The sequence below is a fragment of the Anoxybacillus sp. FSL W8-0104 genome, assembly GCF_038004465.1.
GTDB lineage: Bacteria > Bacillota > Bacilli > Bacillales > Anoxybacillaceae > Anoxybacillus > Anoxybacillus flavithermus_G.
This window is the reverse complement of sequence record NZ_JBBOQU010000001.1, coordinates 736,842-762,750: the sequence shown is the minus strand read 5'-3', so window position 1 is coordinate 762,750 and position 25,909 is coordinate 736,842. Positions and strand designations below refer to the sequence as shown.

The window sequence follows — 25,909 nt, the reverse complement described above, 5'->3', positions numbered from 1 at the left end:
AAAAAAGGAAAATCCATACAGCTAAAAGGAAAGATCGTTTAACTTTTTCTATTTGGAAAATGTAAGAAGGTGTCCAAATCTTTTAGGACACCTTCTCATGTTTTTCAGCTTTTACGACGATGCGATCGTCCTCTACGTCGATATGGATCGTGCGCACATCATGCTCATCAAGCAGCACGTCGGCAATTTGATCTTCGACATGTTCTTGAATGACACGGCGGAGCGGACGAGCACCGAACGTTGGATGATAGCCGAGTTCAGCTAATTTTTCTTTCGCTTTGTCGCTAATCGTCATCGTCACATGTTGTTCAGCGAGCGTACGTTGCAATTCCGCAAGCATAAGGTCAACGATTTGCAACATATGCGCTTTTTCAAGCGGTTTAAATTCGACAATGGCGTCGAGACGGTTTAAAAATTCTGGTTTAAAGTATAGGCTGAGGCGTTGAAGTAAGTCACCTTCTCCGATCGTACCAGCGTTTGATGTCATAATGATGACCGTATCTTTAAAGCTGACGGTGCGGCCTTGGCTATCTGTTAAACGACCATCTTCTAAAATTTGCAAGAACATATGTTGAACGTCTGGATGCGCTTTTTCCATTTCATCAAGCAAAATGATGCTGTAAGGGTTGCGGCGCACTTTTTCCGTCAATTGACCAGCTTCTTCATGACCAATGTAGCCAGGAGGTGCACCGATAAGTTTCGATACAGCATGTTTTTCCATATATTCGCTCATATCTAAGCGAATCATCGCATCTTTTGAGCCGAATAATTGTTCAGCAAGCGTCTTCGATAATTCTGTTTTACCTACGCCAGTCGGACCGACGAATAAGAACGAACCGATCGGACGGTTTTTCGCTTTTAAGCCAGCGCGGCTTCTGCGAATGGCTTTCGCGATTTTTCTCACCGCTTCTTCTTGACCGATCACTTTTTTCGCTAAGTTTTCTTCTAAATGTTTCATTTTCGTTTGTTCCTCAGCTTGTAATTTGCCGACTGGGATGCCTGTTTTTTCTTCAATGATTTGTTGAATGTGAATGACGTCAACGACAGGTTGTTCCGCTTGTCCGTTTTGTTGTAATTGTTTTTCAAGTTGCAATTCTTCTGTGCGCAATTTCGCCGCTAATTCGTAGTTTTCTTCTTGCGCAGCTTTTTCTTTTTCTTTTCTAATTTGTTCGAGACGTTGTTCGATCGCTTCTTTATTTGTCGGTGTCGCTTTTAAGCTTACTTTTGAGCCCGCTTCGTCTAATAAGTCAATCGCTTTGTCAGGAAGGAAGCGGTCTTGAATGTAGCGATGCGACAATGTGACGCAGGCGTGAATCGCTTCATCTGTATATTTCACTTGATGGAATTGTTCATATTTTGGCTGAATGCCTTTTAACATGTTAATCGCTTGCTCGATCGTCGGTTCATGGACGATGACAGGTTGGAAACGGCGTTCAAGCGCAGCGTCTTTTTCAATTTGACGATATTCTTTTAACGTTGTTGCGCCGATGATTTGTAATTCGCCGCGAGCAAGCGTCGGTTTTAATATGTTGCTTGCGTCCATCGAGCCTTCTGCCGAACCTGCTCCGACGAGTAAATGAATTTCATCGATGAATAAAATGACGTTTTTCCGTTGTTGCAATTCGGCAATTAATTGCTTCATTCGTTCTTCAAATTGACCGCGAATGCCTGTATTGGCAACGAGCGATGCAACGTCAAGCACGTACACTTCTTTATTTAACAATTTCGTCGGAACAGACCCTTCGGCAATTTTAAGCGCTAATCCTTCTACGATCGCCGTTTTACCGACACCTGGTTCACCGATGAGTACCGGATTGTTTTTATTGCGGCGATTTAAAATTTCGATGACGCGTTCAATTTCTTTTTCGCGTCCGATAACCGGATCGATAAGTCCTGCTTTCGCAAGTTGTGTTAAGTTGCGACCGAATTGATCAAGCAATCCATTTCGTTTCGGTTGTTGTTCTTGTTGTTGTTGGACATGGGAAACAGATTCGCTAGTCAGCGGTGCGAAGAAGTCGGAGAACAATTGATCGAAATGATCGAAGTGGAATCCTGCTGGAACTTTTAATTGTTGTTTTTGTTTTTCATAGCACGCATCGCAAAGGTGTAATTGTTGTTTTTCGTTATTGACTTGCACGTGTAAAAAGACGTTCGCTTGTTTTTGTTTACATACTTGGCACATCATAGGCACCAACCTCCTTTTGACTTTGACTATATTTGACCTTTCTGTCTTTATTATAATTTGACCTTTTTTGATTTTCAAGACCTTTTTTAAAAAAAAATAAAAAAAATGATAGAAAAATTCCCTATCATGTTTTCTTCAACCCATTCATCAAAAACTGAATCGTCCGATCGATTTCTTTTTCATCATCCCACGGATAATCCGGCATGACGATAAGGCGCGTTAATAAAAAACCGGCAATTGTCGTGACCTTTCCGGCGGAAGTGGATATTATATATATTCCGTTCCCTTCTTGTAAATATGTGCTAAAAATTTTTTCGTTGACGAAAGGAAAAGATTTTTGTACGATAGAAACGACAATGAAATACGAAATCTTTCTCGTCAACTAAGATGAGATAGAGGTCGCGGCAAATAAGAGTAGTTTCATCGAGGCGCAGAGACGCCGATGAAGTGGAATGAAAGGATTTGTCGCCGAAGTTTATAGCGTGCTCTGGCGCTATAAGCTGGGCCTGTGACCGAATAGGTGCAGGACTGTCATCGCGCATGCGGTGGAGAGCTATCGATCTTAAGTTTGATGCGGATGTGTCATATATTGTGCACCCGTTGAAAACTTAGGGTGCACTTTTTTATTTTTCGTATGACAACAGCCCTCCGCCCGCCTGCGTCGCCATAATCATGAATGAAAGGATGACGAACATGAAACAACAACAACTCGGGTTTTGGTTATTGACAGCGCTCGTTGTCGGCAATATGGTCGGATCGGGCATTTTTATGCTTCCGCGCTCGCTTGCTGAGGCGGCAAGCCCTGCTGGCGTGTTGCTCGGTTGGCTGCTGACGGGGGCTGGGGTGTTAATGATTGCGATCATTTTTGGCAATTTAGCTATTCGTAAACCGGAATTAAACGGCGGACCGCAAATTTACGCGAAGGAACTGTTTCCGAAAGGTTCAAAAGCATCCATTTTATCCGGTTTTATGGCTTCTTGGGGCTATTGGATCGGCAACGTCGCTGGAAACGTTGCGATCATTACGACGTTTGCTAGTTATTTATCGACGTTCTTCCCTATTTTAACGAGCGGACATGTCGTCTTCTCTGTTGGCTCATTTACATTAAAACTTGGCAATCTGCTCACGTTTCTCGTCTGCACCGCACTTTTATGGATGATGCATGCGATCATTTTACAAGGAGCAGAAAGTGCCGGAAAGTTGAACTTTGTCGCAACGGCAACGAAAGTGCTTGGCTTTTTCTTATTCATTGTTATCGGATTGTTTGCGTTTGAAAAAAGCTATCTCCAACCGTTTGTTGCTCCGCGTTACGATGAAGCAGGTCATACGCTCGGATTGCTTTCGCAAATTAACAACGTCGCGTTAAGCACACTTTGGGCGTTTATCGGCATTGAATCAGCGATCGTTTTTGCTTCGCGTGCCCGAAAACAAAGCGATGTCAAACGCGCAACGATTGTCGGACTATTCATTGCTTTAGCCATTTATATTGGCATTAGCATACTCGTCATGGGTCTGTTAAAACAAGATGTGCTCATTCAATCTGAAAAACCGCTCGTCGATGCAATCGGTACGGTATTAGGTCCTATCGGATCGCAACTGCTTGCCGGACTCGGTTTAATTAGTTTAATCGGCTCAACGCTCGGCTGGATTTTTTTAAGTGCTGAAGTGCCGTACCAAGCAGCGAAACAAGGATTATTTATTCGCGCCTTTTTACAAGAAAACGAAAAAAGCATGCCGCGCTTTTCTTTAATCGTCTCAAATATGATTGCCCAATTATTTATTTTTTCAACGATTTCAAACTCAATGGCGGCCGCATTTGATTTCGTCATTTATATTGCAACATTATCGTATCTCGTTCCGTATTTCATCGCCTCCGTCTTCCAATTGAAGCTCGTTTGGACGGGTGAAACATATGAAACGACGAAACAACGAATGACAGACGGCATCATCGCCCTTCTTGCGACCGTTTATTCCATTTGGCTCGTCAAAGCAGGAACGGCCGATATGAAAACATTTTTGCTCGGCGTCGCCTTGCTTGCAAGCAGCTTACTTTTCTATCCGCTTGTTGTCAAACAACATAACGAACAACCGAACAAACAAAAACAATCAGCATAACAAAACCCCCGTCCATATTTGGCGGGGTTTTTTCATTTTCTCAGTCTTTTTTTCATCTTTATGTTATAATATTCCTTGAATTTTGTTTTGTTGAGGGAGCGTATATGGGGAGAGAGAGAATGAGACGATGGTTGTACATCTTGCTTGTTATGATCCCATGCCTTGTAGGAAGCGCGTGGATTGTGCTTTGGCAAGATGAACAACAGCAACAACAATTGCTCGAAGAAACGCTCTTGTTTGCGAATATACATAAAAACGATCTCGATCGCTTTCTTGCGGAGACAACGACAAAACTCGAGACGTTAGCGTTTATGGTTAGCAAACATATGGCGATGTTAAGCGAAAAAGACATAAACGACATGTTGCAACAAATAGAAAAACAAGACGTTCGTTTTCATCACATATCGTTTTTTTCTGAAAGTACAAGTTCAGCGATGCGATTGGCGAAAACGACAAAACAAACGGTCATTGACAGCGATCATACAACAACAATCGTCACACCGATTGTCGATGAAAAAACAAGTGATACAGTCGGTTTTTTTGTGGCGGAATTACGTATGGATTACATAAAAAAACGGATGAAAATCATTGACCAAGACGCATCGTTTCGTTTATATGATGAGCGTGGAACGATGTTGTTGGCAACAAACGACATTCGCCCATCACAACAAACGGTGACGGTTCATTTAAATTATGCACCATGGATAATTGAAGCGAACGTGCCGCACGTAACGATGAAACAAAATGTGCAAACATCCCTTCCATACATCTTATTGCTGATCGTCGCCATCCATATTGTTTGGCTACTGATTCAATATTGGTTATTAAAACGGCAAACGATGCTTGAACGCATAGAGACCGAAGCACAAAAACTTGAATTAGTCGGCACACTCGCCGCAAGCACCGCGCATGAAATTCGCAACCCGCTTGCCGGCATTAAAGGATTTATCCAACTGTTGAGTGAAAAGCATAAAGATACCGAATCACAACTTTATTTTTCGGTCATTCAAAACGAAATTACACGCATTAACGACATCGTCAATGAGTTTTTAATTCTCGGCAAACCGACGGCACAAAAACTTGAAACGTGCGATTTGAACAATATCGTTTTAAGCATTCATCCAATTATTGAATCGCAAGCGCATTTGCATAACGTCGTGTATTCGTTGCAATGCGCTCGCGTACCTTTACCTATTCGCTGTTATAAAGACCATTTAAAACAAGTCGTTTTAAATTTAGCAAAAAATGCGATCGAAGCGATGACCGATGGCGGTGAGCTAACGATTTTGCTGACGAAACAAAACGACTGGGCGGTGCTGCAAGTGGCGGACAATGGATGCGGCATTCCAAACGACGTAAAAAACAAACTGTTTCAACCGTTTGTCACATCGAAGCAAACGGGAACAGGACTCGGGCTTGTCATATGTAAACGAATCGTTGACATGCATGAAGGAACGATCGACATTCATAGTATAGAAAATAAAGGAACGACGATTACCGTTCGCCTTCCTTTACAGTAGGAGGTGGAAACATGTTTGACATGCTTGTTGGCAGTACGTTATCTGCGCTAGCAACAGGTGCTGGCGCGATTCCCATTTTATTTTTATCGCGCTCCCTTACGCACCAATGGCGCGATATGTTGCTTGCGTTTACCGCTTGAGTCATGATGGCAGCATCCATGCTCGGCCTCATTCCTCAAGCGCTATCTTCAGGAACGTTTCTCTCGCTTGCGGTTGGACTATGCATCGGCGTATTGACGTTAACGCTTCTTGAAAAAATGGTGCCGCATATTGATTTAAAGCATACTGAAAGCAGCATAGCTGTTGATAAAAAATCGCTCCTTGTGCTCGCCGCCATTACGCTCCATAACATCCCGGAAGGACTATCAGTTGGCGTGAGCTACGCCTCTTGGGAAGGGGGCGAAATCGGCAACTTAATCGCCTTAGCGATCGGCTTTCAAAACGCTCCAGAAGGATTGCTCGTTGCGCTTTTTTTATTTAATCAACGCATTTCAAAAGGAAAAGCGTTTTTCATGGCGATGGGCACAGGACTTATTGAACTCGTCGCTTCGATCGCTGGCTATTATTTAACGTCCGTCGTCGATTCGCTCGTTCCGTACGGTTTGGCGTTCGCAGCTGGCGCGATGTTGTTTATCATTTATAAAGAGTTGATCCCGGAAAGCCATGGCGACGGAAACGAACAATCGTCCACGTATGCCTTTATTATCGGATTGTTACTGATGGTCTTTTTAATCGAAACGTTTTAAAGGATGAGGATCATGTCGAAATATTATATGCTTCTTTTATTGACAAGCGCACTATGGGGAGGCAACTTTGTCGCAAGCAAACTGCTCGTGCCGCACGCCTCCCCCCTTTCATTAACGTTTATGCGCTGGACGATCGCAGTTCTTTTTTTATTTCCGATCGTATTAAAAAAAGAACGGTCCGTCCGCCTGCAAAAACGCGGCATTATCCCGCTTATTGCGATGGGCATGACAGGCGTCGTATTATTTAACGTTTTTATGTTTCAGGCGCTTCGCTACACATCGGCCGATCACGTCGGGCTCATCTCAACGTTAAATCCGATGGCGATTGCGCTTGTTGCTTACGTCGTATACCGTGAGAAACTGACGATGAGACAATGGTTAGCCATGACCGTCTCCCTTATCGGCGTCCTTTTATTTATGACGCACGGACAGCTTCATCGCGTGCTACACGTCAATATCGGCGATGTATGGATGATCGCTGCCGTCATCGTTTGGGGCATCTATTCCGCATGCGCAAAAGCGGTCATGAAATGGTATTCTCCGCTTGCGGCAACGTTTTGGTCAGGCGTCTTTGGCGTCGTTGGATTGTTGCCATTTGTATCTTCCTTTTCCGTTCATCACGTAAACGTCTCGTTTTTGCTTGCGCTCATCTATACGAGCATCGGGGCGACAGTGCTTGCGATGTTTCTTTGGAACGTCGGCGTGAAACAAGTCGGTGCCACAACAGCAGGGATGTTTTTAAATTTTAATCCGCTTTTTACCGCATTGTTTGCATACATATTGCTTCATGAAACGTTAACGGTGGCACAATGGATCGGTTCGTTCATTACGATCACAGGCGTTGTGCTGTTTACAAAAAAATAGAAGGGGCGTTATTCCCCTTCTTTTTCTACGTATGGATGTGCCACCCATCCGGATGGATCAATAAACAAACGGACGGCAACGACTTGACGGTCGTCCATTAACGTAAAGAAATGCGGATTTCCTTCTGGTACGGAAATAACGTCGCCTGCCTCTAGTTCAACGTCAAAATAACCTGTTTGTTCATCGCCCTTAATGACGAAAATGCCATGACCAGCGACGATCGCCCGCACTTCATCTTCCGTATGTGTATGCACTTGTTCAAATTTTTTCAACAACTCTTCTAAATTTGGCGTTTGTTCACAAAGCGCCACGACGTCCCACGTTTTATAGCCTCTCCGCTTCGCTAAATCTTCAATTTCCGTCTGAAACGTCGCTAAAATGTCCGCTTTTTCTTCGTCTGTTAATACAAACTTGTTTTGTAAATGAGCAGGAAGTTTGCTTGCATCCCACCGTTCATACAACACCCCTTGGTTGTTTAAAAACGCCGCAACGTTTTCTTTTCCTTCAATCACTTCCCCTGTGTTTCGCACTTTAATGACTGCCATACATATTTTCCCCCTTATCGTTTAATAAGCAATAATTTCACATGATATTGACATAAAAACTCGCACGCTTCTAAAAACTTTTTCGCCTCTAACACATCTTTTCCCCAAACGGTAATGCCGTGGTTGCGAATAAGCACCGCACCAGCATCTCCATGGACATGGTCGGCGAACGCTTTTGCTAACGTCGGAATATGGGCGAAATTCGGAATAATCGGAATGCGAAATTGTGCATCTTCCTCCCATAATCCGAACGCTTTAATTATTTCTTGATTCGAAAAGACGACTTCCCCTTCGTCACCGTACAGTTCTGAAACGATATTGTTGTCGACCGTATGCACGTGCAAAACGCAACCGGCGTTCGTTTTGTTGTAAATTTCGACATGTAATAACGTTTCTGCGGACGGTTTCAAGTGCGTCGCCTCCGCTGGCTGTCCGTCAGCATCGACAAGTAAAAAATCTTCCGCCGTCTCTTTTCGTTTATCTTTTCCGCTTGCGGTGACAAGAAAGGTAAGCGGCTCATCGCTCACTTTCAGCGACAAATTGCCGCTTGTCGCCATAAACCAGTCGCGCGCCGCTAGCTCTCGTTTGACTTCCGCTAGCTCTTCCCATTTCTCTTTCATACAATCACCTCGCTCTCTTTCAACACATGAATGACGTCATAAAACGTCGTAAACGGCGTATGCGGTAAGTTTAGCTCACGGCATTTTTCAAGTAAAAAGTCGCGCGCGATGACGTGATCGGCTAGTTTCGCCGCCGCTAAATCGGTAATGGAATCGCCAATCACAATCGTTTTTGCCCCTTTTGGCGCGAGTTTACGAAGAAGCGACGGCTTGCAGCACCCGCATTCATTTTCGCAATGTTCATCGCACGCATACGGCCACGTAATGTGGATCGTTTCCCCGCTAAAATCGGCGCTATTACAAAAAATGCGCTCTTTTTCAATCAGTCCGTCAAGCAGCGGATAAACGAAAAAGTCGATGCCGCCGCTCACGATATAAAGCGGGATTTGCCGTTCGTTCGTAAACGCGACAAAGTCGGAAAATCCGTCGCGAATGCGGGCGGTGTCAATCAGAAATTGCACGATGTCTTCTTTCAGCGTCGTCGGCAACAACGAAAACATGCGCCCGACTCCTTCCTGCACCGTACATGCCTGCGCCAATATATCGTCTTTGATCGCTTCCCACTCCGGCGGAGCAAACTGTTTCATTAAAGCAATAATATTATCGTTTAACGTAATCGTCCCATCAAAATCGCAAAAAATGACCGGCTTCATCATGCGCTCCCCCATAAGTCAAGCGCTTGTTTTAACGCTTCGTTTTCCGTCGCAGCCTCATGAAGCGAACGCCCAGAAAGCACCGCTTCCACCGCGGCGCGAAACGCTTGCCCGCCACCGACAGCGCCTTGCGGATGTCCGTGCACTCCACCGCCCGCGTTAATGACACAATCGATGCCAAAGTCGCGCATAAGAAGCGGCACAAGCCCTGGATGAATGCCGGCAGATGGAACAGGGAATGCGCGTAAAAACAAATCTTCTTTCGTCAACTCCTCAGAAATGGCGAGCGCCTGTTGCTTTTCAAGCGCAACGCTTCCGTACGGCGATGGAAAGAGCGAAAAATCTGCCCCTGCCATGCGCAACAATTTCCCAAGTAAAAGCGCATAACTGACGCCATACACGTGCGACGAAGCGATCGCTCCGCTAAACGACGGATGCGCCATAATCGGCAAACGAATGTCATCATCTTCACGAAGCGCTTGCAACACGTCAAGTCCGTATGTAAACACGTTAAACAACAACACGTCCGCCCCTAGCTCCGCCGCACGCTTCGCTTTGTCTTTTAGTTCAAACGTTTTACCTGTTAAATTGACCGCATATAACGTCCGATGCCCTGTTTGTTCGTACACGTCTTGTAGCGCTTGTTTTCCTGCGACGATCCGTTTTTCAAAAGGGGTAAGGTCGTTATCAAACAAAATTTCATCATCTTTGACGAGATCGACGCCGCCAAGCGCTTGCAGTTTTAATTGTTCGGTGACGTATTGTAAATCACGCCCAATGACCGCTTTAAAAATGCTCATCACAAGCGGACGGTCAAAGACGCCAAGCTTTTCGCGAATGCCGTCAATGCCAAAGCGTGGACCGGGAAATGCCCGTTTTAATTCATCCGAAAACGTAAGATCAACGAGTTTAATCGTTCCGTCAAGCGACAACTTCCCAAACGTCGTCGTCAAAATCGCTGGAAAATCGGCGCTAAAATTGACGCTCGGATACGAAATGCGCACGAGCGCCCGTTTAAGCCGCTTCCCGAAATACGTATTGACGCGCTCGTCTTCGTCCAGCTGTTCGATACAGTCGACGATGCCTTTATGCTTTTTTAACTGCTCTTGTTCAAGCTGCGGCAAATCGGTCCACGAACCGACAGTGAGCCCAAGCGCGATTCCTTCCGCTTTTTTCGCCAAATCTTTGTCATCATGAATCAAATACGTTGCGGTAATCATACTCCCACTCCTTTACAAATAAAAAACCTCTTCATAAGAAGAGGCTCAATCGTTCGTCTCTTCTTATCTCTCAGCGCACTGCTGCGAGAATTAGCACCGTGCTTAACACTTGTTAAGTCGGTTGCCGGGCTTCATCGGGCTCGTCCCTCCGCCTACTCTTGATAAGAATTCGCAATGTATAAAATTTTTCAAACAGTTCGTTTTTCACAAATTTAATTCGAATTATGACAGCACATGTGGCGTTTGTCAATCATTTTTTTAAAAAAGTTGCAACCGCCCGATGCGTTCCGCTGCTTCTTGAAGTCTTGCTTCGCTTGTGAGCAGCCCTGTGCGCACATAGCCTTCCCCATGTTCGCCAAACCCAATGCCCGGAGCGACCGCCACGTGCGCTTTTTGAAGCAAAAGGTCAGCAAACGTTTCCGACGTATAGCCGTTTGGCACCGGAAGCCAAGCGAAAAACGAACCTGCTGGCGCTTGCACATCCCAGCCGATGTCACGCAATGCATGAACGAACGTGTTTCTTCTTGCTTCATACGTCGCGACAAGCTCGGCGACGCATTGTTGCGAATCAAGTAGTGCGACTGCTGCCGCTTCTTGAATCGCCCCGAACATGCTGACGTATAAATGGTCTTGTAATACGTTGATCGCTTCGATCATGCTTTCGTTACCGACCGCAAAACCGATGCGCCATCCTGCCATATTGTACGTTTTTGAGAACGTATAAATTTCAATGCCGACGTCTTTGGCCCCTTCGACTTGTAAAAAGCTTACTGGCTTTTTCCCGTCAAAGCCGATCGCTCCGTATGCGAAATCGTGTACAACACCGATACGATGTTTTTCAGCAAACGAAACCGTGTCTTGAAAAAACGATTTCGTTGCGGTTGCGCCGGTCGGATTGTTCGGATAGTTTAAAAACATCAGTTTCGCCTTGCGAACGACATCTTTGTTTAGCTCCTCGTAATTAGGTAAAAAGCCGTTTTCCGCCCGTAGCGGCATCATTTCCATGCGCGCCCGCGCAAGCACGACCCCCGACCAATAGTCTGGATAACCGGGATCAGGAACGAGCACAACATCGCCCGAATTTAATAAGCAAAGCGGCATTTCAACAAGCCCTGCTTTTCCGCCAAACAAAATAGCGACTTCTTTTTCAGGATCAATCGTCACGCCATACTCGCGTTTATAAAACGTCGCCACTGCTTCTTTCAAAAACGAATAGCCGCGAAATGGTGAATATTTATGATACTTAGGCTTTGCTACCGCCTGTTGCATCGCGCTTACAATGTGCGCTGGTGTCGGCTGATCTGGATTTCCTTGTCCGAGATTAATGACATCATGCCCTTTGGCAATGACTGCGTTCACTTTTTGCACGAGCGAAGCAAAAAATTGCTTCGGAAGTTGCTGTAACAAGTTCGATTGCGGAAATGTTTTCATTTTTCACACCTACTTCACAAAAAGGTTGAAATTCTAGTCAAGAATCATATATCGTAAAAATCAAAATGTAAAGAAAATTTTTTTGAGGTGAATGAGATGAATATCGCTTGCGTGCAAATGGACATTGCGTTTGGAGCACCGGAAAAAAATAAACAAACAGTCGTGCGCTACATGGAACAAATCGCGAAAGAAGCCGATGTCGTCGTTTTACCTGAACTATGGACGACAGGTTACGATTTAACGAGGCTTACTCATATTGCCGATGAAAACGGCGAACAAACGAAGGCGTTTCTTTCCGAACTTGCCCGCACGTATCGTGTGCATATCGTCGGTGGATCGGTCGCGAAAAAAGTGGCGGACAACATAACGAATACGATGTATATCGTCCATCGAAACGGCGATGTCGTTTGTGAATATAGTAAACTTCATTTGTTCAAATTGATGGATGAACATAAACATTTGCAAGCTGGGGAAACGACGGGTATATTTTCGCTTGACGGTGTGACGGGCGCAGGCGTCATTTGTTATGACATTCGCTTTCCAGAATGGATTCGCGCGCATACGCTAAACGGTGCGGAAGTGTTATTTGTCGTTGCGGAATGGCCCCTTTCGCGCCTTCATCATTGGCGCACGTTATTAATGGCGCGAGCGATCGAAAATCAATGTTACGTCGTCGCGTGCAACCGCGCAGGAAAAGACCCGAACAACACGTTTGCTGGGCATTCGATGATTATCGATCCGTGGGGAAATATTCTTGCAGAAGGAAGCGAACAAGAAACAGTCATCAAGGCAACGATCGACATAAGCGAAGTACAACGCGTACGCGCCCGCATCCCGATTTTTGCCGATCGTCGTCCAGACGTGTATAAAATTTTTGAAAAAAAAGATTGACAAACAAGCGAGAAGCGATGTATGATTCAAATCAAGCGAATTCACGAAACGTTTTCACTATTCAAAACATTCAAATAATGATAAACACTCTTATCAAGAGCAGGTGGAGGGACGAGCCCGATGAAACCCGGCAACCGGCGATGACGCACGGTGCTAATTCTTGCAGCAGTAGGCTGAGAGATAAGAGGTGCGAAGCAAACTTCAAACCTCTTTCGTTCAGCGAAAGAGGTTTTTTATTTATGCTAAGGGAGGAATTACTATGTACGAACCGTTAACAGAGCAAAAGGCGGTCGCGCTCGCGATTCGTTTAGGGCTATTCCAAGAAGATGCGCTTCTTTCATGCCAAGAAATTGGCGATGGCAACTTAAACCTCGTCTTTCGCATCGTCAACGAGCGCACAAACGACAGCATCATCATAAAACAAGCATTGCCGTACGCGAAAGTCGTCGGCGAAAGCTGGCCGCTTACATTAAAGCGCGCGACAATCGAAAGCCAAGCGTTGCGCACGTTCGCAAGCTACGTCCCTCAGTATGTACCAAAAGTGTATTATTCCGATGAGACTTTAGCGATTACGGTGATGGAAGATTTATCCCATTTACAAATTGCACGTCGCGGGCTGATCGAAGGAAAAACATTTCCGAAGCTTTCTGAACATATCGGCGAGTTTGTCGCGAAAACGGCGTTTTATACGTCTGATTTTGGCATGAATCAACAACAAAAAAAGAAGCTCGCCCAACAATTTACAAACCCTGAACTTTGTAAAATTACGGAAGATCTCGTCTTTACCGACCCGTTTTTTGACCACGACACGAACAGCTTTGAAACGGAGCTTCGTGCTGATGTCGAGCAGCTTTGGCAAGATGATGAACTCAAGCGCGAAGCAGCGAAATTAAAACGGCTCTTTTTAACAAAAGCAGACGTGTTGCTTCATGGCGACTTACATACCGGAAGCATATTCGCAAGCGACGATGACACGAAAGTAATTGATCCAGAATTTGCATTTTACGGTCCGATCGGCTTTGATTTAGGGCAATTTTTTGCCAATTTACTATTAAACGCCCTCTCTCGCCATGAAAGCGAACGCGAGCCGCTCTTTACGCATATTGAAAAAACGTGGGACGTGTTTGTTCGTACATTTACAACATGTTGGCAAGAAAGCAACGAACCGTATGCGCGCGTTTCTTTCGTGCTCGACGACATCGTAAGCGACGCGCTCGTCGAAGCGATCGGATTTGCGGGTTGCGAAGTCATTCGCCGCACGATCGGCTTAGCGCATGTGGCGGACCTCGATGAATTGCCGCTTGAACGGCGGCTAGAAGCAAAACGGCACGCTCTTCGCCTCGGACGCGAACTCATCGTGCAACGTGAACATTTGCCGATTCATGCTATCAAACGTCTCGTACAACAAACCGCACATGTCAACAGCTAGGAGGAAAATGATGAAATCTGTACAATGGCATGATACGCATATTACGATTTTAAACCAACAAGCGTTGCCTCATAAGACTGAATATTTAGACTTAAAAAACATAAAAGACGTATGGGACGCGATCGTCGCGTTAAAAGTGCGCGGGGCGCCGGCGATCGGCATGACTGCTGCCTTCGGGTTAGCGCTTGCGGCAAAATCATATGAAACAAACGACTTAGCACAGTTTCACGCCAATTTAAAGCGCGACCGCGACTATTTAGCGAGCTCGCGCCCGACTGCCGTCAATTTATTTTGGGCGCTTGACCGGCTTATGAAAAGCGTCGCCAACGCCACCTCGGTCAATGAAGCGAAAACGACGCTCATTCATGAAGCGATTTGCATTCAAGTTGAAGATGAAGACGTATGCCGACGCATCGGCGAACATGCCCTTTCTTTGTTCCAAGACGGCGACCGCATCATGACAATTTGCAATGCGGGGGCGATTGCTACCGCCCGATACGGCACGGCGCTCGCACCGTTTCATTTAGCGAAAGAAAAAGGAATGACGCTTCATGCGTACGCTTGCGAAACGCGCCCTGTGCTGCAAGGTGCGCGACTTACCGCTTGGGAACTTTCGCAAGCTGGCGTCGATGTGACGCTCATTACAGACAATATGGCAGCGCAAACGATGAAAGCCAAACATATTTCCGCAGTCATCGTCGGCGCCGATCGCATTGCCGCCAACGGCGATACAGCGAACAAAATCGGCACGCTCGGCTTAGCGATTTTAGCGAACGCGTTCAACATTCCGTTTTACGTCGCCGCTCCGCTATCGACGATCGACTTACAGACGGAAACAGGCGACGACATTCCGATTGAAGAACGGGCGAAAGAAGAAGTGACCCATATCGCTGGTGTAAACATCGCGCCGAATGTGAACGTGTACAATCCTGCATTTGACGTTACGCCGCATGAACTCATTACCGGCATCATTACCGAAAAAGGCATCGTGTCTGGCGACTACAAAACGAAGCTACCGACATTATTTGAGGAGGTTTTCGTGTGAACGTGCCATATTACGCTCAAGATATTGTCAAAGGCGCCATTTTAATTTTCGCACTTGCGTTGTCCCATATCGTAAAAAAATAAACCCACCTTATGCGAGGTGGGTTTCAAACGTCCGTTCTTTTTCGACTTTTTCGATGAGTTCATCGATGAGACGAATGACTTCGGCAAATATTTCTTGCTTGTGCGGGCAATGAGTTCATCAATTTGTTTTAACTTTGCGAAATCTTCCGTTGTAAAATGGCTATACGATAACGTATCGACGTCCTTCAAGCAGTTCGCTTACTGCCGAACGAAGACATCATATCCACCTCTTTAGCTGTCAGTCTATTGTACTACATATCGTTCGTCGCTGGCAGAGTAATATAAAACGTCGTGCCGACACCTACTTCGCTTTCAATATCGATGCGTCCGCGATGTTCTTCAATAATTTTATAGCTGACCATTAAGCCAAGTCCCGTTCCGCGCTCTTTCGTCGTATAAAACGGCTCGCCTATTTTTTTTATTTTTTCTTTCGGAATGCCGCAACCTTGGTCGCGAATGGCAATGCGCACGCCTTCGTCGACATGCTGAACGGACACGGTAATCGTCCCGCCTTTTGGCATCACTTCGATCGCATTTTTTAACATGTTAATAAACACTTGTTTCAGTTGTTTCGAATCGCAATAAACGGGCGGAACCGGCTCATATGTGGCTTCAATTTGAATGTTATGCATCGTCGCTTGCACGCTTAATAAGTCAACCGTCTCTTGCATCACTTTCGCGACATCGTTTTTTTCATAATGAGTGGCTTGCGGTTTAGCGAGCACGAGAAACTCGGTAATAATCGATTCAATTCGTTTTAATTCCGACGTAATGACCTCGAAGTACATATGATACGTTTCGCTCTCATGACTCATGCTTCCTTGTAACAGTTGAATAAACCCTTTTAACGCCGTCATCGGGTTGCGAATTTCATGGGCGATTCCTGCCGCAAGCTGCCCGACGACGTTTAACGTATCCGACTTGCGCAGACGTTCTTCCATTTCTTTTTTCTCCGTGATGTCGCGCACCATCATAAGTCCAACATGTTCAATGACGTTTCGTTTAAACGACAGTTCAACAATTCTTTGTTTCCCTTTTCCGTCCACCATGACGAATTCTTCTTCCCCTGCTTCGCTCAACCACGTTTGAAAATGTTTTAAATGATTCGTTTCGATAAAAGCGTGCACACGTTTTCCGATCAACTGTTCTTTTTTTAAAGCGAAAATGCGACACGCTACCGGATTCGCATCAAAAATGCGCTGCTCATCGTCAATTAACATCATCCCGTCCATCGCATGATTAAATATGCTGCGAAACTTTTGTTCTTGTTCGCGCAACTCTTTCTCCATTTTTTTACGTTCGCTAACGTTGCGAAAAATCGTTAAATGGTAGCCGTTAATGACTCCTTTTTTTGACGTAAATTCAAGCTGTTTTCGCTCTCCATTTGGCATATGAAACGTTAATTCGTCGCGAATTTCTCCGTCGCGGAAAAATTGCCGTAATACGCGACGTACTTTTTCATCTTTTGCATCAATAAACTGCATTAAGTTCGCACGGACAAGATCGTGGAGCGGCAATTCAAACGTTCGGCTTGCCGCAGGGTTGGCGCGCAAAATGTTGCCAAAATCATCGCAAATGAAAATCGCTTCGTGAGCTTGTTCAAAAATGGCACGAAATCGCTCTTCACTTCGCTGTAAGTTCATTTCCATATTTCGCTTTTCGGTGACGTCGCGCATAATCGCCATAAAAAAGCCGCTATGTACGTTCGCCGTGAGCGTCATTTCAAACAACTTTTGCATGCCGTCCGCTAAAATAAACGGCAGTTCGCTCGATACTGTCCCTGTGCGCTTTAACATCAGCAACAGTTGTTCGAACAAATGATGATATTCGATCGGGATAAATGTTTGAATAGAAAGCTTGCACAGCTCCTCTTTGTTTGCGTTGACGCTCGCGCAAAAGGAAGGATTCGCATCAATAAATCGCCCTCGTGCATCAAAAATGATGATGCTATCACCTGCGCGGTTAAACAAATCTTTAAATAACGTTTCGTTAATCGAACGTTCACGCTCAAGCACTTTTTTTGAGGAAATGTCGCGGATGATGTATAAATCAAATGATGGGTGGCGGCGCATAAACAATTGCACATGCTTCGTTTCGCCATCAGCTAAACGGATGACAAGCTCGTCATCGTATGACCCGAACTTATGAAGCATTTGTTTTTGAAATTGGAAAATATGTTCAGGAACAAGATGCAAATAGTCTTGAAAATGTTTTTGTAGCAGTTTTTCTTTTGACGCACGAAACAGGCGGCACGCCGCTTCATTCATGTCGATAAACGCACCGTCTTTATTCACTAACGCAATCGCATCTATCGCTTGTTCAAAAATAAAACGATATTGACGAATTTTCTCCTCTATCGCTTCTTTTTCTTGGTTGGCCATGTGGATGGATTGAGGTTTTTCAATCATATTTCCTTTCGCACTCAAATGGTTTCCCTCCCCGACTAACTCCCTCTCTACTATATTTTTGATTATATTCGCTACATTTTTTGTTATTCCTTCTTAACTTTCTGATAATTTCACTAATCTGATCGGAATAAAAAAGAGCAGCTTGTTCGCTGCTCATCGATCGGTAATGACGATATATGTTGCTTTCACCGGCCCATGCACGCCGACAACTAAGTTCATTTCAATATCTGCGGAGTTGCTCGGACCTGTAATGAAATTGATGCATGACGGAACATGCTTCTCCCGAATGATGTGCGCCGCTTGCGTCATTCGGGGAACGATTGTACTTTTCGGAATAAGCGCCACATACGTCGTCGGTAAAAAGCTAATCGTTCTCCCTTGATCGCGGTTGTTTAATAGCACAACCGTTCCTGATTCAGCTAATGTGATGTCGCTAAAGGTGATGCCAATATTGGCTCGCTCAGCCGCTTCGATATTCGCCCGTCCGAGCGTATGATCCCATACGTGTACATCTTCGCGCGTGAAAAGCGAGCTTAATCCAAACTGCTCGTAACGCTCATCGTTTGCGACGACAATCGGGCCGCCGCCATGTGCCGCTATAACGTCGTCTATCGCGTCAACGAGACAATCTGCTGTCGTTTCGACAAGCGTCGTATGAATGCGCGTACATTGCTTTTTTAATTCATCAAGCAACTCGTCTTGGCTATACCCTTGAAATACGGTATGTTGCGGGGCATGTTTCCATTTCGGGCGTTCTACAGACGTACGCACATCGCGTCCAAGTCGTGAAGCAATTCGTTGTAAAAAAGCTTCCATTTATTCGTTCCCCCTTTGTTTCAACCAGTCGCGGAATCGCTCTTTTTCTGGCGCTGGAAACTCGCGAATGTCCGTCCACGCTTTTAACGGTCCCGGTCCTTTCGAAATGCGGTCGTTGACGGTAAACGGATTCATAGCGCTCGGCGCCACTTTTGACCCGATTTTATATAAAAGCGACGATGCCGCACCTAATCCGAACGCTTTCATCGCTAATTTTTCTGAAATCGGCGCTTTTCCTTCCCGTTCGACAATCGTTTGACGATGTTTTAACAACAGTTCATGAAGCGGAATTTTAACCGGGCACGCTTCCGTACATGCCGCGCATAACGTGGACGCATACGGCAATTCTTTATAATCATCGTAACCGCCAAGAAGCGGGGACAATACCGCCCCGATCGGCCCGGAATAAATCGAACCGTATGAATGACCGCCGATATGGCGATATACCGGGCAGACGTTGACGCAAGCCGCGCAGCGAATGCATTGTAACACCGACTGAAATTCCGTTCCTAAAATGTCAGAACGCCCGTTATCGACAATGACGAGATGAAATTCTTCTGGTCCATCCACTTCCCCTTCCTCGCGCGGACCGGTTAATACGGTAATGTAGCTCGTCAACTTTTGCCCGACCGCACTCCTCGTCAGTAAACTAACGAGCACTTCCATTTCTTCAAACGTCGGTACGATGCGCTCCATTCCCATGACTGTAATTTGTGTTTTCGGCAATGCGGTGACTAAATCGGCGTTTCCTTCGTTCGTCACGAGCGTAATCGAACCGGATTCCGCAATCGCAAAATTGCATCCGGTAATGCCCACATCAGCTGTCATATATTCATGGCGAAGCATATGGCGCGCATGAAGGGCAAGCTCTTCCGGCTTTTCCGTTTTTGTGTACGCTAACTTTTCCTTAAATACGTCGCGAATTTGTTCTTTATTTTTATGAAGCGCCGGCGCAACGATATGAGACGGTGGATCGTGGTCGTCGACTTGCAAAATGTATTCACCAAGATCCGTTTCAATGACTTCACAGCCAAGCTTCTCTAATGCGGCATTCATATGAATTTCTTCCGTCACCATCGATTTCGATTTCACAATTTTTTTCGCTTGTTTGCTTGCAACGACGCGGCAAATGTAGTCGTTCGCTTCTTCTGCCGTTTGCGCAAAAAACACATGGCCGCCGCGCTTTTTTACATTTTCGCTCAGTTGCATTAAATAATAGTCTAAGTTTTCAAGTGTATGTTGGCGAATTTCTTCTCCGAGCGCGCGCCACTCTTCCCAGTTGCCAAGCTCAGCAGCTGCTTCCAACCGGCGCGTGCGCAGCCGCTCTTGCGCTCCAGCAACCGCTCCGCGCATAAACGTATTATGAATTCCTTTCTCGACGCGTTCGTGAAACTCTCCCATGTTAATTTTCATCGCCATATGAATCCCCCCTATCTACTATTGAGCACTTCGGCAATGTGCATGACGCGAATCGGTTTGCCTTTTCGTTCGATGCGCCCGCCGATATTCATTAAACAGCCACAGTCTGCACCGATTAAATAGTCGGCTTCGACTTGTTCAATACATTGAATTTTTTCATCGACCATCTGTTCCGAAATCGGTCCCATTTTTACTGAAAACGTACCGCCAAATCCACAGCAATTGTGCGCGTTTGGCAAAGGGACAACTTCCAGCCCTTTCACGTGTTGTAATAACGTAAACGGCGCGTCTTTCACGCCGAGCAGGCGCGTCATATGACATGATGTATGGTACGTCGCCTTCCCTTCTAACCGCGCGCCAACATCTTCCACTTTTAGCACATCAACAATAAATTGCGTCAGTTCGTACGTTTTATCGGCGAGGCGTTGCGCGCGTTCTTCCCATTCCCCATCACCTTGAAAAATGTGCGGATATTCTTTAAACATCGTTGCACACGAACCGGATGGGGTCACGATATATTCTGCGTGTTCAAACGTGCGAATCATATGTTTCATCGCTTCCTTCGCTTCTTTTACATACCCGCTATTGTACGCAGGCTGACCACAGCACGTTTGCCCCTCTGGAAAATGTATCGTACAGCCGAGCCGTTCTAATAGTTCAACGGTCGCCTTTCCGACGTTCACGTGAAATAAATCAACTAAACATGTAACGAATAATGTAACGTTCATCCCCGATCCCCTTTCGAAAACGTTTTCTTTTCCTTCACTTTACACGCAATTGCCAAATTAGTCAACCGGTCATCTGATGAGTATGTGTGGAGGGAGCCCTCCCATCATAAAGAAATGTAGTCAGAAAGCACTTTTTCTACGTGTCCTAAATGGTCTTTCATTCGCTCTTGCGCAAGTTCGATGTTTTGTTCGCGAATCGCTTCAAAGATGGCGATATGGTCTTCAAGCAGCTGCTCCGTCGTCGTTTGTTTCGCAAACAGCCAAATGCGTCGCGTTTCACGCATCGTTTCCATCATCATTCCCGACACGTTGTTCATTAAGCTAACTAATAACGGATTTTTCGTCGCCGTCGCAATCGCCATATGAAATAAAAAGTCGGCTTTTTCGCCAAGCTCTTCATTGCCGATCACCTCACGCATTTGCGCAAGGGCGCTTTGCATGGCGCGCAAATCTTCTTCCGTCCGTTTTCGCGCCGCCAATCCAGCTGCGCCAACTTCAAGCAGTTTGCGCACTTCTAATAAATGGGCCACGTCTTCTTTATTCATCAGCAAAGCAGCAGAAATCGGAAACGACAACATCGCTGGGTCAAATTCGCGCACGTATGTGCCTTCCCCTTGTTTCATTTCAATGAGCCCCATCGCCCTAAGCGCCGTTAACGCTTCGCGAATGGCCGCGCGGCCGACTTGAAAGTTTTCGGCAAGCTGCTGGACGGAGTCGAGTTTATCTCCGGGCTTTAACTGTCCCGTTTGAATCATATGTAAAATGGCTTCGGCTACTTCTTCATATATTTTTTTCGGCTTAATTTGTTTGTACACATTGTCCACCCCATCATCTTTTGTTTACTCCCCTATGTAAATAGCATATCATATCGTATTTTTCTAAAAAATAAAATTGTTGTTTATCTTCCTTCCTTTTTTCTTTCCCTTCCTATGTGATATAATAATTCGTCGCAACATATATGCAAAGGAGTCGTTTGCAGTGCATATCATCTGTACAACGTTGAATGCGAAATATATTCATACAAACTTAGCGATCCGGTATTTGAAAGCATACGCCCAACCGGAGTTTGACGTGGAGCTTGTCGAATATACAATTAAAGACCCGGTGTTAAACATCGTCACCGATTTATATCGCCGCAAACCCGATGTCGTCGGGTTTAGCTGTTACATTTGGAACATCGAACAGACGATTGAAGTTATTCAGCTTTTGAAAAAAGTGCATCCGACCGTTACGATCGTCGTCGGTGGGCCGGAAGTGTCATACGACGTCGCTTATTGGCTTGAGCGCGTGCCGGAATTTGATTATATCGTCATCGGCGAAGGAGAAGAAACGTTTAAGCAGCTCCTGACAGCGCTTCAGCACGGTGAAGATGTCGCAAAGATCGCTGGGCTTGCATTTCACAAAGACGGCAAACCGGTCATCAATCCGCAGCGAAATAAAATCAATTTAGCGAATATGCCGTCGCCGTTTCGCTTTCCAGAAGATATTCCGCATTTGTCCAAACGCGTCACATACGTCGAAACGAGCCGCGGCTGTCCGTTTAGTTGCCAATTTTGTTTATCGTCGATTGAAGTTGGCGTCCGCTACTTTGATCGTGAAAAAATAAAAGAAGATTTACGCTACTTAATGAAACACGGAGCGAAAGTCATTAAATTTGTCGATCGCACATTTAACATTAGCCGCAGCTATGCGATGGATATGTTCCAATTTTTAATTGACGAGCACGTGCCGGGCGTCGTGTTCCAATTTGAAATTACAGCGGATATTATGCGCCCAGAAGTGATCGAGTTTTTAAACCGTGAAGCGCCGCCAGGGCTATTCCGTTTTGAAATTGGCGTGCAATCGACGAACGATGAAGTGAATAAACTCGTCATGCGGAAACAAAATTTTGATAAACTTACCCGAACAGTTACGATGGTAAAACAAGGTGGAAAAATTGCGCAACATCTCGATTTAATTGCCGGACTTCCTGAAGAAGATTACACATCGTTTCGAAAAACGTTTAACGACGTGTTTGCCCTTCGCCCTGAAGAATTGCAGCTCGGGTTTTTAAAAATGTTGCGCGGCACAGGACTGCGCCGTCAAGCAGACGAGTACGGCTACATCTTTATGGATCGGGCACCGTATGAAATGTTGCGCAACCGCGTGCTATCATTTGACGACGTCATTCGCTTAAAACAAGTCGAAGATGTGCTTGAAAAATATTGGAACGACCATCGGATGGACGAAACGATTGAATATATCGTCACCCATTTATTTGACACACCGTTTGACTTTTTCCAATCATTCGGCACGTATTGGGACGAACAAGGATGGGCGCGCATCGGACATCAACTTGAAGATTTATTCCGCCGCCTCTATTCGTTTTTACAAACGTTACACACGAACGACTTGCCGATCGTCGAAGCGCTCATGAAATACGACTATTTGCGCAATCAAAAACAAAAACCACGCAAACCGTGGTGGGATGAAAAAACGGACAAACATGTACGCGCGCGCGTATATGAAAAACTGTCCGAACAACCGCACCTTCTTTCACTAAGCGAAAAAGAACTATTTAAACATACCGTCGTCGAAATGATCCCGTTCGACTTGCCGCATTATTTACAAACGAAACAAGTGCGCATATGCAACATGGCGATGATCGTATACTTTAACCAAACGACAATGAAAGCAGAGACGTATTTTTTGGAAATGGAAAAGTAGGAGCCTCCACTCCTACTTTTTCTTCTTTGCCTCTTCCATTAACTCCATCACTTTATGCGCATTGATGTCGCCTTGTTCGCTCCCGAATTCTTCCTTTAGTATATCGCTTGGAATTGGAATTGTTTTGCCCGCTCGTTTATTTTTCATGTTCCTTGCCGTCCTTTTTTCGAATTTCGGTTCGCCCCTCGGCTCATATCTTCTCCGCCAGCGTATTGCGCAGCAAATTCATCTTTCGGCATGCTTTCTGTCGGCGTTTGGTTGTTCGTTTTTGCGGCATCGTGTGTCACTTTTCGCTTCATCATCATTCACCTCGTCCGTCTGTTTGTTCTTTTTTGTATGCAATGAGTATAATGTCTTCGCCCGTTTGTTCACGAAGCTTTCGCTCAAATTGTTGCACTTGGGCGATGTCGCGCTCATGCAACTGCGCAATAGGAAAACGCATATAAATCCCCCCTACAAGTAATGTCATGCAAAACGACATATTTTATACGTTGTTAAGCCATATTAATAGCGAGGTGATGATGGATGGAAAAAGATATCGAATCGCCAATTTTGGACGAAACACAACCGCATCAAATACATGCTCCGTCGTTTAAAGGAACGGGCATGCGCATGCAGCCGCCGTTTGTCAATCAACACGGGGGCGTTATTGGCGACAGTAAATACAATTCGCCAAACTCCCCGCTCAATCAATGGAGCGATGAAACAGATCCGAGTGTCATGGCGGGTGATGAATGGGTGCATCCGACGAACGACATCGGCTGGAACACCCCTGAAAACCGTGCCCAATTAGAAGAAAAACGAAGCGAAAACGCTCCGTTTATGCATCCAGACAAAGACGTCGGATATGGGGCAGATTAAAGCTATTTCCCCCGTAAACGAAATACCTTTGAGAAAGTAGCGATTAAAAAATGCATAAATGACTAACACAGGCATCGTAAACACCATCGACGCCGCCATAATGTACTTCCAATAGCTAATGTATTGTCCTTGTTGATTTGAATTTCAACCAAACTTGAAACCGATTGCAACAAAAAATTTGTAACAAAATTCGTGGTATTTTGTCCAAAAATGTTCTCCCCTTCCCACGAACTGTCGTGCTATAATCATCTCAATCCGCCCATAATATTGAACAAGTCGCCGCAACGACAGAAGAACAAAACGCAACGATGCAAGAGCTGCTCGCCTCGTCGCAAGAACTCGCAAGCACAGCAGAGCAACTTCGTCAGGCGGTCGCACGCTTTCAAATGTAACAAATAGATAACCGTCCTTTCGCATCATCAAAAGGACGGTTTCTTCGTTTGTATTCACTCAGAAAGGAAGTGGACGCATGCTTTCCCCTCACCTTGCGAAAAAAATTGTGTCGGACGTCCGCCGCCTCATTCATGAAGATCTCATTATCGTCGACACGCATGGCATCATTATCGCCAGCACCAACCCGACGCGCGTCGGGCAATTTCATGAAGGAGCGTTTCTCGTTTGCCAAGAAAAACAAAAACGAATCATTACGAAAGAAGACGAAGGAAAGCTCAAAGGAGTAAAAGCTGGCATCAACTTACCTGTTTTTTTTCACGGTGACGTCATTGGCGTCATCGGCATTACAGGAGATCCAGCGAACGTATCACCATACGGTGAGCTATTAAAAAAAATGACCGAGCTTCTCATTCAAGAAAACTACTATACGGAACAGTTACAACTTGAAGCGCGTGCGCTTGAAACGTTCGTCTTCGATTGGCTGCAAGCGCGCGAATGGTCGCCATCCTTGCACGAGCGAGCCCAACTGTTTCATATCGACCTCGCTTGCTCGCGGCGCGTCATTATCGCTTCGTTAAATGAAACAAAACAAACGATTTCCGTTGACATGTGGAAATACGTTCAAATCGTTTGGAGCGATGCACGTGATGTCATCGTCCGCTGGGGAAACGATCGCTTACTTATTTTACAAACAGACGACGACAAAGAACGAACGATCGCTAAACTCAAAACGATGCAACGCTCATTATTAGACAAATACGATGTGACGCTTCATATCGGATGCGGAAAAATGGGAGATAGTAAACAGGTGTACCATTCGTATAAGCAAGCTGAACGTGCCCTTCATATCTCCAAACAAACAGGCGACATCGTTTTCGATGAAGATTTACGATTGGACATGTGTTTAGAAGACATTTCGCCTGCGACAAAACAAGAGTTGATTAAACGAACGATTGAACCGCTCATACACGATGAAGAATTGTTGCATACGCTGCGGACGTTGTTCGCTAACGACTTATCGCTCAAACGAACGGCAGAGGCGCTTCACATTCACATTAATACACTTCATTACCGGCTAAAAAAAATACAAGATTATACGAAACTGAACGTGCGCCATCTCGAACATATCATCACCTTATACTTAGCTATTCGTTTTTTAGATGAAACAACAAAAAAAATAATGTGTAAGCGTTTTATTTTTATATGTTTATACATAGCGGGTTTTCCCGCT

22 protein-coding genes, 4 pseudogenes and 3 riboswitches are annotated in these 25,909 nt (G+C 45.3%); of the genes and pseudogenes, 10 read left to right on the top strand and 16 right to left on the bottom strand.

Annotated features, from left to right (window positions below):
* Positions 1–82: 82 nt before the first annotated feature.
* Both NST18_RS04120 and NST18_RS04115 read right to left on the bottom strand, forming a co-directional pair.
* Entirely contained in the window at positions 83–2,185 is a 2,103-nt protein-coding gene (locus NST18_RS04120) for an ATP-dependent Clp protease ATP-binding subunit (RefSeq protein WP_064214356.1), read from the bottom strand.
* A gap of 124 nt (positions 2,186–2,309) precedes the next feature.
* Positions 2,310–2,432 (bottom strand): annotated as a pseudogene (locus NST18_RS04115) (TetR/AcrR family transcriptional regulator); the annotation flags it as partial.
* Positions 2,433–2,570: 138 nt separating this feature from the next.
* Positions 2,571–2,749: riboswitch (Lysine riboswitch) on the top strand.
* Between the two features lie 129 nt (positions 2,750–2,878).
* Between NST18_RS04115 and NST18_RS04110 the strand changes: the two are divergent.
* The 4 genes and pseudogenes from NST18_RS04110 to NST18_RS04095 all read left to right on the top strand — a co-directional run bounded on the left by NST18_RS04110 (position 2,879) and on the right by NST18_RS04095 (position 7,430).
* Positions 2,879–4,300 carry an amino acid permease gene (locus tag NST18_RS04110; RefSeq protein ID WP_004891455.1) on the top strand — a complete coding sequence of 474 codons (1,422 nt, stop codon included), beginning with the start codon at positions 2,879–2,881 and terminating at the stop codon, positions 4,298–4,300.
* A 104-nt stretch (positions 4,301–4,404) separates the two neighbouring features.
* Complete coding sequence (locus NST18_RS04105; RefSeq protein WP_004891456.1) at positions 4,405–5,820, top strand: ATP-binding protein; 1,416 nt, start codon at positions 4,405–4,407, stop codon at positions 5,818–5,820.
* Positions 5,821–5,831: 11 nt separating this feature from the next.
* Positions 5,832–6,566: pseudogene (locus NST18_RS04100) on the top strand (ZIP family metal transporter).
* A gap of 12 nt (positions 6,567–6,578) precedes the next feature.
* Positions 6,579–7,430: a DMT family transporter gene (locus NST18_RS04095; RefSeq protein ID WP_064214355.1), complete on the top strand. Its 852-nt coding sequence runs from the start codon at positions 6,579–6,581 to the stop codon at positions 7,428–7,430.
* An 8-nt stretch (positions 7,431–7,438) separates the two neighbouring features.
* Here the strand turns inward: NST18_RS04095 and NST18_RS04090 are convergent, their stop codons facing one another.
* The 5 genes from NST18_RS04090 to NST18_RS04070 form a co-directional block, all read right to left on the bottom strand.
* Positions 7,439–7,975, bottom strand: coding sequence for a 1,2-dihydroxy-3-keto-5-methylthiopentene dioxygenase (locus NST18_RS04090; RefSeq protein ID WP_004891460.1), 537 nt, complete (start codon positions 7,973–7,975; stop codon positions 7,439–7,441).
* A gap of 14 nt (positions 7,976–7,989) precedes the next feature.
* Positions 7,990–8,595 (bottom strand): methylthioribulose 1-phosphate dehydratase, encoded by a 606-nt coding sequence (locus NST18_RS04085; protein ID WP_004891461.1) that lies wholly within the window; start codon positions 8,593–8,595, stop codon positions 7,990–7,992.
* Entirely contained in the window at positions 8,592–9,251 is a 660-nt protein-coding gene (locus tag NST18_RS04080) for a 2-hydroxy-3-keto-5-methylthiopentenyl-1-phosphate phosphatase (RefSeq protein ID WP_004891464.1), read from the bottom strand. Before NST18_RS04080 ends, NST18_RS04085 begins: the two co-directional genes overlap by 4 nt.
* The gene (mtnW, locus tag NST18_RS04075) at positions 9,248–10,468 is read right to left on the bottom strand and encodes a 2,3-diketo-5-methylthiopentyl-1-phosphate enolase (RefSeq protein ID WP_064214354.1); all 1,221 of its coding nucleotides are present in this window, start codon (positions 10,466–10,468) and stop codon (positions 9,248–9,250) included. Before mtnW ends, NST18_RS04080 begins: the two co-directional genes overlap by 4 nt.
* Positions 10,469–10,528: 60 nt before the next feature.
* Positions 10,529–10,636, bottom strand: a riboswitch (SAM riboswitch).
* 90 nt (positions 10,637–10,726) lie between these two features.
* Entirely contained in the window at positions 10,727–11,899 is a 1,173-nt protein-coding gene (locus NST18_RS04070) for a pyridoxal phosphate-dependent aminotransferase (RefSeq protein WP_004891468.1), read from the bottom strand.
* A 96-nt stretch (positions 11,900–11,995) separates the two neighbouring features.
* On the opposite strand from NST18_RS04070, the gene NST18_RS04065 reads away from it, so the two are divergent.
* The 3 genes from NST18_RS04065 to mtnA all read left to right on the top strand — a co-directional run bounded on the left by NST18_RS04065 (position 11,996) and on the right by mtnA (position 15,264).
* Positions 11,996–12,790, top strand: a complete 795-nt coding sequence (locus NST18_RS04065; RefSeq protein WP_004891470.1) for a carbon-nitrogen family hydrolase — start codon at positions 11,996–11,998, stop codon at positions 12,788–12,790.
* Between the two features lie 87 nt (positions 12,791–12,877).
* Positions 12,878–12,977: riboswitch (SAM riboswitch) on the top strand.
* Positions 12,978–13,049: 72 nt separating this feature from the next.
* Entirely contained in the window at positions 13,050–14,219 is a 1,170-nt protein-coding gene (gene mtnK / locus NST18_RS04060; RefSeq protein ID WP_004891473.1) for an S-methyl-5-thioribose kinase, read from the top strand.
* Between the two features lie 7 nt (positions 14,220–14,226).
* Positions 14,227–15,264 carry an S-methyl-5-thioribose-1-phosphate isomerase gene (gene mtnA / locus NST18_RS04055; RefSeq protein WP_004891475.1) on the top strand — a complete coding sequence of 346 codons (1,038 nt, stop codon included), beginning with the start codon at positions 14,227–14,229 and terminating at the stop codon, positions 15,262–15,264.
* Positions 15,265–15,598: 334 nt separating this feature from the next.
* On the opposite strand, the gene NST18_RS04050 is transcribed toward mtnA, so the two are convergent.
* From NST18_RS04050 to NST18_RS04030, 5 genes are all read right to left on the bottom strand, one after another.
* Positions 15,599–17,755: a PAS domain-containing sensor histidine kinase gene (locus NST18_RS04050; protein WP_035019245.1), complete on the bottom strand. Its 2,157-nt coding sequence runs from the start codon at positions 17,753–17,755 to the stop codon at positions 15,599–15,601.
* Between the two features lie 153 nt (positions 17,756–17,908).
* Positions 17,909–18,571, bottom strand: coding sequence for a LutC/YkgG family protein (locus NST18_RS04045; RefSeq protein ID WP_064214353.1), 663 nt, complete (start codon positions 18,569–18,571; stop codon positions 17,909–17,911).
* The gene (locus NST18_RS04040; protein ID WP_004891486.1) at positions 18,572–19,990 is read right to left on the bottom strand and encodes a LutB/LldF family L-lactate oxidation iron-sulfur protein; all 1,419 of its coding nucleotides are present in this window, start codon (positions 19,988–19,990) and stop codon (positions 18,572–18,574) included.
* A gap of 11 nt (positions 19,991–20,001) precedes the next feature.
* Entirely contained in the window at positions 20,002–20,718 is a 717-nt protein-coding gene (locus NST18_RS04035) for a (Fe-S)-binding protein (protein ID WP_004891488.1), read from the bottom strand.
* Positions 20,719–20,822: 104 nt separating this feature from the next.
* A complete protein-coding gene (locus tag NST18_RS04030; RefSeq protein WP_340721246.1) occupies positions 20,823–21,542 on the bottom strand; it encodes a FadR/GntR family transcriptional regulator in 720 nt (239 codons plus the stop codon).
* A 154-nt stretch (positions 21,543–21,696) separates the two neighbouring features.
* Between NST18_RS04030 and NST18_RS04025 the strand changes: the two genes are divergently transcribed.
* Positions 21,697–23,424, top strand: a complete 1,728-nt coding sequence (locus tag NST18_RS04025) for a B12-binding domain-containing radical SAM protein (RefSeq protein ID WP_004891493.1) — start codon at positions 21,697–21,699, stop codon at positions 23,422–23,424.
* A 12-nt stretch (positions 23,425–23,436) separates the two neighbouring features.
* Here NST18_RS04025 and NST18_RS04020 read toward each other — a convergent pair whose 3' ends face one another.
* The 3 genes from NST18_RS04020 to NST18_RS04010 are packed head-to-tail and all read right to left on the bottom strand — an operon-like array spanning position 23,437 to position 23,866.
* The gene (locus tag NST18_RS04020; RefSeq protein ID WP_340721245.1) at positions 23,437–23,571 is read right to left on the bottom strand and encodes a hypothetical protein; all 135 of its coding nucleotides are present in this window, start codon (positions 23,569–23,571) and stop codon (positions 23,437–23,439) included.
* Positions 23,568–23,726: a hypothetical protein gene (locus NST18_RS04015; RefSeq protein ID WP_340721656.1), complete on the bottom strand. Its 159-nt coding sequence runs from the start codon at positions 23,724–23,726 to the stop codon at positions 23,568–23,570. The genes NST18_RS04020 and NST18_RS04015 overlap by 4 nt, the downstream gene beginning before the upstream one ends.
* Positions 23,726–23,866 carry a hypothetical protein gene (locus NST18_RS04010; RefSeq protein WP_004891500.1) on the bottom strand — a complete coding sequence of 47 codons (141 nt, stop codon included), beginning with the start codon at positions 23,864–23,866 and terminating at the stop codon, positions 23,726–23,728. The genes NST18_RS04015 and NST18_RS04010 overlap by 1 nt, the downstream gene beginning before the upstream one ends.
* 83 nt (positions 23,867–23,949) lie before the next feature.
* Between NST18_RS04010 and NST18_RS04005 the strand changes: the two genes are divergently transcribed.
* Complete coding sequence (locus tag NST18_RS04005) at positions 23,950–24,285, top strand: DUF3905 domain-containing protein (protein WP_004891503.1); 336 nt, start codon at positions 23,950–23,952, stop codon at positions 24,283–24,285.
* Positions 24,286–24,294: 9 nt separating this feature from the next.
* Here the strand turns inward: NST18_RS04005 and NST18_RS15160 are convergent.
* Positions 24,295–24,417 (bottom strand): annotated as a pseudogene (locus tag NST18_RS15160) (carbohydrate ABC transporter permease); the annotation flags it as partial.
* A 337-nt stretch (positions 24,418–24,754) separates the two neighbouring features.
* On the opposite strand from NST18_RS15160, the pseudogene NST18_RS04000 reads away from it, so the two are divergent.
* Positions 24,755–25,819 (top strand): annotated as a pseudogene (locus NST18_RS04000) (CdaR family transcriptional regulator); the annotation flags it as partial.
* Between the last annotated feature and the right edge of the window lie 90 nt (positions 25,820–25,909).